Genomic DNA, 8,227 nt, shown 5'->3' on the forward strand with positions numbered 1-8,227 from the left:
CGAAGGGGTTGCGAAGGGGTTATGCCCTTGCACGTCATTGATCCGAAAGAGTCCGAAGGGATCGAAGGGGTTTGCCGAGTTCTTACCTGAAACGGCGCGAGAGGCGACGCACACCGCGGCACAGGACGGGGGCACGGGCGAGCCGGCCGGGAGCGAAGGGGCCAGCCGTCCCCGTGGCCGGGACGTTGCGCCGAACCGGATCGAGGTTCCGCCGGCACTGACTGGCGGTCGCCTTCCAGGATCGGCACCGGCTGCACCTCCTGGAGCTGTACCCATGGCGATGGGCACCGGCTGCACCTGGCCACTGGCGCCGATGATCGAGGTCGGCACCCTCAAGGCCCCGGCACTGGCGCCCGGGTGGAGCTGCACCGCGGTCGGGATCGAGGTCCGGGCGATGCCCCCGGGTCGGCACATCCTGGCCAGCGTCCCCATACACGCCCGACGTACGATAGGCTAGGACGATAGGCATAAGAAGTGCTTAAAAATCGTAAAAATATGATTAACAATAAACGCAAAAAACATGCCTGATAGGTAATAGCGATCAATCGACCGGGCACGGTCTGATGTGTACGGGGCTTTATCGTTTCAGCAACGGGAAACGACCTTAGGCAAGAACCTGACCACCGGGTGACAGTCCCGCGGCCCTGCCGGTGCCGATCCTGCCGCGGCCGGAGTTTGCGAGTGGGTTGCGCACCTGCGAGGGGCTTGTGAGGGGGCAAGTTTTTGAATTGATTGAATCGAGGGGGTTGGAGGCTATTTTTACTCCAAACAATTCTGGCTGGGTTCCGCGTTGCCGTCGTGCTGAACCTCTGGATGGTTCATCCCCAAGGGTCGCCCCTGACACACTGGCGACGCCCCCGAGGCCATGCCGGCGCAGGTCCTGCCCGAGTGCAATCGGTTGCCCCCGTCGGTATCCTTCGCTGATGAAACCGAAGAGCCGAATTCTCGAGGAGATGCATGACACCGCGCGCGGGTTGCGCTGCGCTGGGCTTATCAGCAAGCGGCGCATGGGCGAGTTTGATGCACTTTGCCTCAAGGGTAGCCAGGTCCCAAGGCTGAACGATCCGACGACGCCACCAACCGGGCCAGTCTGCCCCGTGGCGCGGGGTGTTGGGCGGAACCGCTGACCGGTTCGGTTTCCCGCCGTTTCCCGGGAAACGCCGCGTGCCCTTCGCCGCCCTGTACACACGTCAGGCGCTTAATCTAGGTTGTGCTTTTCAGTGGCGCGCCGTGCGCCTCAGTGTTAAGCTTTCCGCTTATCGCCGTGTTGTGCAGCGCCGTTACGTGTAGGAATCCCCTTGCCAAGGTTGGGGTCGCGAGTTCGAGTCTCGTTTCCCGCTCCAAATCGTAAAAAGGCCGCTCAATGAGCGGCCTTTTTCTTTTGTGCGCCGATACCAAATCGGTGGCATCCCGCAGTCAGCGGTTCGGTCGATAGACCGGACCCGGAATCCGTCCGATGCGTCTCTACGATTACGAACTCTCCGGCAATTGCTACAAGATTCGGCTGTTGCTCGCCATGCTCGGGCTGCACTGCGAGCGGGTGCGGGTCGACAGCAGCCGTGGCGAGACCCAGACCGAGGCCTTTCGCCAACTGAACCCACGCGGCCAGATTCCGGTCCTGCTCGATGGCGACCTGCGCCTCTGGGACTCCCAGGCGATCCTGGTCTATCTGGCGCGGCGTTATGGCGACCCGGAGCGCGCCTGCGGCCCCTGGCTGCCGGCGGACCCGTTCGGCGAGGCCGAGGTGATGCAGTGGCTCGCCGTGGCCGAGAACGAGCTCCTGTTCGGCTTGGCGCGCGCCCGCTCCGCCTTGCGGTTCCGGCGCCCCTTTGATCTCGCCCAGTGCCAGGCCGAGGGCAAGACCGGGTTGGCGGCGCTGGAGGATCGTCTGGCCGGCCGGGAGTGGCTGGTGGGGGACTGTGCGACCATCGCCGATATTGCCTGTTACCCCTATGTCTATTTGGCCCCCGAGTCCGGCGTGTCGCTGGAGCCCTATCCCAATATCCGCGCCTGGCTCGCCCGCTTTGCCCAACTGCCGGATTATCAGGTCATGGTGGACCCGGCGGCGGAGCGGGCCGCGGAGCTGGCCCGGACAGATGCCGCCAATGAACGCGATTGAACGCCGCTGGGCTGGGGTGTCGCTGACCCTGTTGAGTGTCCTGGCCAGCCCCGGCCCCACCATGGCGGGCGGCCCCACGGTGGCTCAACTCCTGGACTCCTGCGCGCGCGGCGCCGCCCATGGCAATAAGGGCGTCGATGCGGCTACTTGCGAATGGTTCGCCGTCCCCTGCGGGTGTAAGCCGGGGCAAGTCGGGTCTGAAATCTACCGCTGGTGCATCCCACCGGCCGAGTCCACCACGACCACGATGAATAAGGTGGTCGCCGAACTGCGCCGGGTTCCTGAGCGTTCAGCCGCCATCGATCAGGTCATCCCGGTCATCCTGGCACGGCTGTATCCGTGCCAGCCAGGCGGGGATGACTGAAGGTGCAGGAGATGGCAGAGATTGCGCACTATGGGGTGATGTCCACCCCGGGGGTCGTGATCGACGGAACCGTGGTCCACGCGGGCGGTGTACCGAACCGCCAACAGATCGAGGGCTGGCTCGGCTAGCGCCGGCTGGCGACAGCCGCTGCGCGGGGTGCTGGGCCGGGGCGGCGACTCCTCTGGTCCGTGCCCCGCTATTTTGACAGAACACATTGAAATGATTGTATGATTCGTGTCTTTGTGGTGGAATTCCTCGGTCTGGGTTGACGCGTTAGGGCCTCCTGTGATCGGCGGATCTGGCGTTCGCGGCTTGTAGTTAATAAGAACATCGTTGTATTCTTATTTCCCACCTTACCAACGCGCGGAGACTGCATAATGAATCGGTTCTACTACGACGCCGTGACCCAGATGGAGCAGGCGGGGGTCGACGACGAATATATCCAGGGCTGGCAGTGCGGCTTCCTGCAAAATCCCAAGCGCGAGGAGCAGCGCCTGACCGAGGCCTACGAGTCCGGCTATACCGACGGTGAGGAGAAGAACACCGGCGCCTACGCCGACTGGGTCAAGGCCTGATTGCGCTCTGGGCATCCCTGGTTCCCACGCTCGGCATGGGCATGCCGCCGCCGACGCTCTGGGTCCGGTAGCAGGGGGCTCGGGCGGTCCCCGGGACGCGGAGCTTCGCGGGATGGATTCCCACGCGGAGCGTGGGAATGAGACCGACAAGGTGGAGCGTCCTACTAGGCCCGCGCCGTCTTGTCGGTCTCGACCATCCCGGCCGCGCCGCTCCAGTAGCCGTCCACCAGCCCGTTCGGGACCAGGCCGCGCAGGGTGGCCTGGCCTTCGGCGGTCGCCAGCTCACCCTTGAGACAGGCGGCGAAGGTGCGTACCACGGTGGCGGTATGCTGCGACTGGGGACTCACCCGGACCAGATCGACCCCGAGCTGGCCCAGTTCGCCCAAGACCGGGAGCAGGTTGTGGGTGGCGGCGGATTGGGTCTGGATGCCGTTGAGTGCCAGGAAAGGCTGGTTTTCCTGGGTGCTGATCAGGAGTCCGTCCGGGTGTTCGTTACAGCGGAACTCGCAGTTGTCCTTGCCCTGCCCGTTGTTGAAGGCGGTGAAGCAGCGGGCGGAGTAGGCGAGCGGCAAGCGCCCGAAGGCGAAGACCTCGCACTCGACCCCGGCGGGGCGGGTGCGGATGAGGTCAGTGGCCGTTTCGCGCCCCAGTTCGACTGGCAGCACCCAGCGCTTGAGACCGCGGGCGGCCAGGAAGCTCAGGGTGCGCTGGTTGTAGAGATTGATGGAGGTGCCGACGACGAACGGCCGCCCCTCCAGGAAGTCCAGTGCGGCGAGGTCGTTGGCCTCGATGAGGAAGCGCCGATCGGCACACTGGCGCTCCAAGACCTTGAGCTCACCCTCGGATTCGATCAGGGCCAGGGTGGAGATCACCGGCTCCCGGCCGCTGGCGGCCACGCGCTCGGCCAGTTCCCACCAGTCCTCGGGGCGCATCAGGCGACGCTTGGAGCAGATGGTCTCACCCAGATAGACGACCTCCACCGGGGTCTCCAGGATCTCCGCATAGAAGTCCAGGACCTGCTCGCGTGACCAGTAATAGAGGATCGGTCCCAGCGACAGCCGGGGGCGCTGGTCGGTGGCTAGTGAAACGTCCGAAGGCATGGCTTCTCTCGATGTGGGATGCGTGTGATGGCTGGCTGGCGGGGGCATCCGTTCCGGCCGCGGAGCGCCAATGTTACAGGCGTGACACCGCCGAGCGGTGTCACGAGGGGGGAATAATCCCTAGTGCCAGGTCCGCTCATAGGGTCCGATGGTGGTCTGGGTCCCCTCGGAGACCTTCGCCAGGGTGGCCATCCAGTCGGCCTTGGGGCGGAAGGCGGCCGGGTTGCGCTGACAGGAGTCGATCGCCTCGCGCCATACCCGGGTGACGTCCGAGACATAGCGGGTGCTGCGCTGGCGCCCTTCGAGCTTGATGGCGGCAACCCCGGCGGCCATGATCTCCGGCAGCAGGTCCAGGGTGTTGAGGCTGGTGGGTTGCTCGATGGCATAGCGGATATCGCCGTCGACCTCATAGCGGCCCTTGCAGATGGTCGGATAGCCGGCGGGCTCGTCAAGCCCGCGCCGCTCGATCAGCACACCGCCCAAGCGGGTCTCCTGGCCGGCGGCCGTGTCGCGCCATTCCACGTGGGCGGCAGGGGAGCAGGCGCCGAAGGTATTGGGCGACTGGCCGGTGGCATAGGAGGACAGCAGGCAGCGCCCCTCCACCATGACGCACAGGCTGCCGAAGCCGAAGATCTCCACCGGCACCTCGCTCTCTTTGATGACATGCGCGACCTGGGCGATGGACAGGACCCGCGGCACCACCACCCGGCGGATATTGAAGTGGCGCTGCATGAAGCGGATCGCCGCCGGGTTGGTGGCCGAGCCTTGCACCGAGAGGTGTAGCTTGAGTTCGGGGTGACGCTGCGCCGCATAGTCGAGCACCCCCATGTCCGCGAGGATCAATGCGTCCACACCCAGGTCCGCCGCGCGATCCACCGCGGCGCTCCAGCGCTGCCACCCCTTGGGCTGGGCAAAGGTATTCACGGCGACGAAGACCCGGACCTTGCGGTCGCGGGCGTAGCGCAGACCCTCCTCGATCTGCTTATCGCCAAAGTTAAGGCCCGCGAAGTGGCGGGCATTGGTGTCATCCCGAAAGCCGAGATAGACGGCATCGGCGCCGTTGTCCACGGCGGCCTTGAGGGACGGCAGGTTGCCGGCGGGGCAAACGAGTTCCATGGGCGGGCTCCGGTAGCGGGTTGCGTTATAGGGGGTTCGATGAGGTCGTCCAACGGGTTTATCGGTCAGGCGATGCGCGCGAACTCGGGCAGGGCGGCACCGTCGCAATGGGTACCCTGACGGGTGCCGCGGCGGTAGAGTTCCGCCTCGATCCGATTCAAGACGGCCCATTTGCAGGCGCACCAGTCCGGTGCCAGCAGGATCGACTTGGGAGCGGTCCCGGTCAGGCGGTGGAAGACCGCCGACGGCGGGGTTTGCTCGACGATATCGGCACAGATGCCTGCATAGTCATCCAGTTGCAGGGGCACATACTCCCCGCGTTGCCACTCCAGGGCCAGGTGGGTGTGGCGCACGATGTGCAATGGGTGGATCTTGAGTCCCTCCACGCCCAGGTCAAGGACCTGCTCCAGACTCCACAGTGCCGCCTCCCGACCCTCGCCCGGCAGTCCGATGATCAGGTGGGCGCAGACCTTGAGCCCCCGGCGGTGGGCGGCGCGGGTGGCCGTGCGGAACTCGGCGAAGCCATGGCCGCGATTGACCCGCGCGAGCGTGGCGTCGTTCGCCGACTGCAAACCCAACTCCAACCACACCTCCTTGCCCTGCGCGCGGTAGCCGGCCAGCAGGTCCAGTACCGACTCGGGCACACAGTCCGGTCGGGTGCCGATGGACAGCCCGACCACGTCCGGCAGAGCCAGGGCCTCGTCGTAGCGCGCACGCAGGCGCTCGATACGATCGTAAGTATTGGTATAGGCCTGGAAATAGGCGATAAAGCGCCGCGCCCCGGTGCGCCGCGCCAGGACCGCCCGGCCCGCGGCAATCTGCTTGGTGACGCTGGGCGGTTCCTCGGCGTTGGGGCTGAACGACTGGTTATTGCAGAAGGTGCAGCCGCCGCGGCCCTTGGTGCCGTCCCGATTGGGGCAGGTGAAGCCGGCGTTGATCGCGAGCTTGTGTACCCGCTGACCATAGCGGCGCAGCAGGTCCTGGCCGAGTGTGTTGACGCGCGCGCCCAGATCGCGCTGCGTCGATTCGCGCTGCGTCGGTGTGGGAGTCGGGGGGGCGATCAGGGAGGCTGGGTACATCGACGGGAAATTAACATCCCGCCGGGCAAGCCGCAAGCCAGGTCAGTGACAAATCAGGATAAAGGGCGCGCCCCCGATGGGGTTGCCCTCCCACCGATCGGGCCAAGCGAGCGTCCCAAAATAGACAGCGAGCCGGAGCCCTTAGGTGATGGCCCCAGGGGCACGCGCCGCCCCGCACGACGGGAAGCAGATAACCTAGGGCGTTCTGTGGCATCCTATGACATCATGACGCAAGTAACCCGGACCCCATGAATCAACAGGCCCTTTCATCCTTCATCTGGTCCGTGGCGGATCTGCTGCGCGGCGACTTCAAGCAATCCGACTATGGCCGCATCATCCTGCCCTTCACCGTCCTGCGGCGCCTGGACTGCGTGCTGGAGGACACCAAGGCTACAACGGGCGCTTCGGCCCCGGCCTGCCGCGGGTCTCGGACGGGTCGCTGCTGTTCCTGCTGCACCTCATCTCCAAGATGCGCACGGCGGCAGCCGCATCGGCATCGTGCTCAACGGCTCGCCGCTCTTCACCGGCGGTGCCGGCTCCGGTGAGAGCGAGATTCGCCGCTACTGCCTGGAGAACGACCTGGTGGAGGCCATCGTCGGCCTGCCCACGGATATGTTCTACAACACCGGCATCAGCACCTATGTCTGGATACTCTCCAACCGCAAGCCCGAGCACCGCCGCGGCCAGGTCCAGCTCATCGACGCCGTCAGCTTCTGGCAGAAGATGCGCAAAAGCCTGGGGAGCAAGCGCAAGGAGATGCCCGAGGAGCACATCGCCACCGTCACCCGGCTCTTCGGCGACTTCGCCGAGGCGCGACTCGCCATCCTGACCGACACCACCGGCAAGGAGGTGAGTCGCCAGGTCCTGCTGGCCGGCGAGCCCGACCCGGCCGTGCCCCAGGGCGGCAAGGTCCGGGTCACGCCGATCTCGCGCATCTTCAGGAACGAGGTCTTCGGCTACCGCACCATTACCGTGGAGCGGCCACTGCGGGACGCTGCCGGTCAACCGGTGCTCGGCCAGAAGGGCAAGGCCAAGGGCAAGCCCCAGCCTGACCCGAAACTGCGCGACACCGAGAACGTGCCATTGGCCCAGGACGTGACCGACTACTTCAAGCGTGAGGTCCTGCCCCATGCCCCGGATGCCTGGATCGACCATGACAAGACCAAGATCGGCTATGAGATCCCGTTTAACCGGCATTTTTATGTGTTCGAGCCGCCGCGGCCACTGTCCGCCATCGACGCCGACCTCAAGCGAGTCACGGATCGGATCAAGACCATGATCGATGGATTGACGGCATAGGGTAAGCTGCTCATCTCGTTCCCGCGCTCCGCGTGGGAATGCAGTCTTGGCCGCTCCAGCGGCCAGGAGGACTACGCGGTGCCGGAGCCTGTGGACCAGGGGCAATCCGGATGCCAACAAAATTAGGAGCTTACCGCCATGCAAGCAATCGAGTTTGAAGCCATACCGGACCGACACACCATTCGGCTACCGGAAGGCATCCCGGACGGCATCCCCTTGCGTGTCTTGCTGCTCTGGGAAACTCCCCGCGAACCCGACGCGGACCTCAAGAGTCTGTTCGCAAGCGTCACCGAGGGGCTGACCGAAGAAGACTTGACCCGCCCACGCGACTTTGGCCGGGAGGAAACCGAATGGGGTATCTGATCGACACTAACGTCTGGTCGGAGCTTCAGAAAAGGCAAAGAACCAACCCCGGTGTGCAACGCTGGTATCAAGGTATAGCAGAATAATATGGCATCTGGACAAATTGAATTATAATAAATTTTTTTTATTTTTTTTCCGTTGACTGTCTATAATTTATGCAAGAGTTAAGCAAATTATCCGAGGTGGATCATGAAGCCGAGTTGGATGTCGGA

8 protein-coding genes and 3 pseudogenes are annotated in these 8,227 nt (G+C 64.5%); 8 read left to right on the plus strand and 3 right to left on the minus strand.

Going from position 1 to position 8,227, the window contains the following annotated elements; genetic code table 11:
• Positions 1-274: 274 nt before the first annotated feature.
• From QZX93_RS05845 to QZX93_RS05865, 5 genes and pseudogenes are all read left to right on the plus strand, one after another.
• Positions 275-457 carry a hypothetical protein gene (locus QZX93_RS05845; protein WP_295393450.1) on the plus strand — a complete coding sequence of 61 codons (183 nt, stop codon included), beginning with the start codon at positions 275-277 and terminating at the stop codon, positions 455-457.
• Between the two features lie 999 nt (positions 458-1,456).
• Positions 1,457-2,119: a glutathione S-transferase family protein gene (locus tag QZX93_RS05850; RefSeq protein ID WP_295393452.1), complete on the plus strand. Its 663-nt coding sequence runs from the start codon at positions 1,457-1,459 to the stop codon at positions 2,117-2,119.
• A complete protein-coding gene (locus tag QZX93_RS05855; RefSeq protein WP_295393454.1) occupies positions 2,106-2,483 on the plus strand; it encodes a hypothetical protein in 378 nt (125 codons plus the stop codon). Before QZX93_RS05850 ends, QZX93_RS05855 begins: the two co-directional genes overlap by 14 nt.
• Positions 2,483-2,611, plus strand: a pseudogene (locus QZX93_RS05860) (thioredoxin family protein); the annotation flags it as partial. The gene QZX93_RS05855 and the pseudogene QZX93_RS05860, both read left to right, overlap by 1 nt.
• Before the next feature lie 249 nt (positions 2,612-2,860).
• A complete protein-coding gene (locus tag QZX93_RS05865; protein WP_295393456.1) occupies positions 2,861-3,058 on the plus strand; it encodes a hypothetical protein in 198 nt (65 codons plus the stop codon).
• 164 nt (positions 3,059-3,222) lie between these two features.
• On the opposite strand, the gene QZX93_RS05870 is transcribed toward QZX93_RS05865, so the two are convergent.
• From QZX93_RS05870 to QZX93_RS05880, 3 genes are all read right to left on the minus strand, one after another.
• Complete coding sequence (locus tag QZX93_RS05870; RefSeq protein WP_295393457.1) at positions 3,223-4,158, minus strand: U32 family peptidase; 936 nt, start codon at positions 4,156-4,158, stop codon at positions 3,223-3,225.
• A 120-nt stretch (positions 4,159-4,278) separates the two neighbouring features.
• The gene (locus QZX93_RS05875; protein ID WP_295393459.1) at positions 4,279-5,274 is read right to left on the minus strand and encodes a peptidase U32 family protein; all 996 of its coding nucleotides are present in this window, start codon (positions 5,272-5,274) and stop codon (positions 4,279-4,281) included.
• A 65-nt stretch (positions 5,275-5,339) separates the two neighbouring features.
• Positions 5,340-6,353, minus strand: a complete 1,014-nt coding sequence (locus QZX93_RS05880; RefSeq protein ID WP_295393461.1) for a TIGR01212 family radical SAM protein — start codon at positions 6,351-6,353, stop codon at positions 5,340-5,342.
• Between the two features lie 248 nt (positions 6,354-6,601).
• On the opposite strand from QZX93_RS05880, the pseudogene QZX93_RS27290 reads away from it, so the two are divergent.
• The 3 genes and pseudogenes from QZX93_RS27290 to QZX93_RS05890 form a co-directional block, all read left to right on the plus strand.
• Positions 6,602-6,691, plus strand: a pseudogene (locus QZX93_RS27290) (type I restriction-modification system subunit M N-terminal domain-containing protein); the annotation flags it as partial.
• A gap of 44 nt (positions 6,692-6,735) precedes the next feature.
• Positions 6,736-7,652 (plus strand): annotated as a pseudogene (locus tag QZX93_RS05885) (N-6 DNA methylase); the annotation flags it as partial.
• Positions 7,653-7,790: 138 nt separating this feature from the next.
• Positions 7,791-8,015, plus strand: a complete 225-nt coding sequence (locus QZX93_RS05890; RefSeq protein ID WP_295393464.1) for a hypothetical protein — start codon at positions 7,791-7,793, stop codon at positions 8,013-8,015.
• Positions 8,016-8,227: the final 212 nt, after the last annotated feature.

The sequence above is a fragment of the uncultured Thiodictyon sp. genome, assembly GCF_903946935.1.
Taxonomy (GTDB): domain Bacteria; phylum Pseudomonadota; class Gammaproteobacteria; order Chromatiales; family Chromatiaceae; genus Thiodictyon.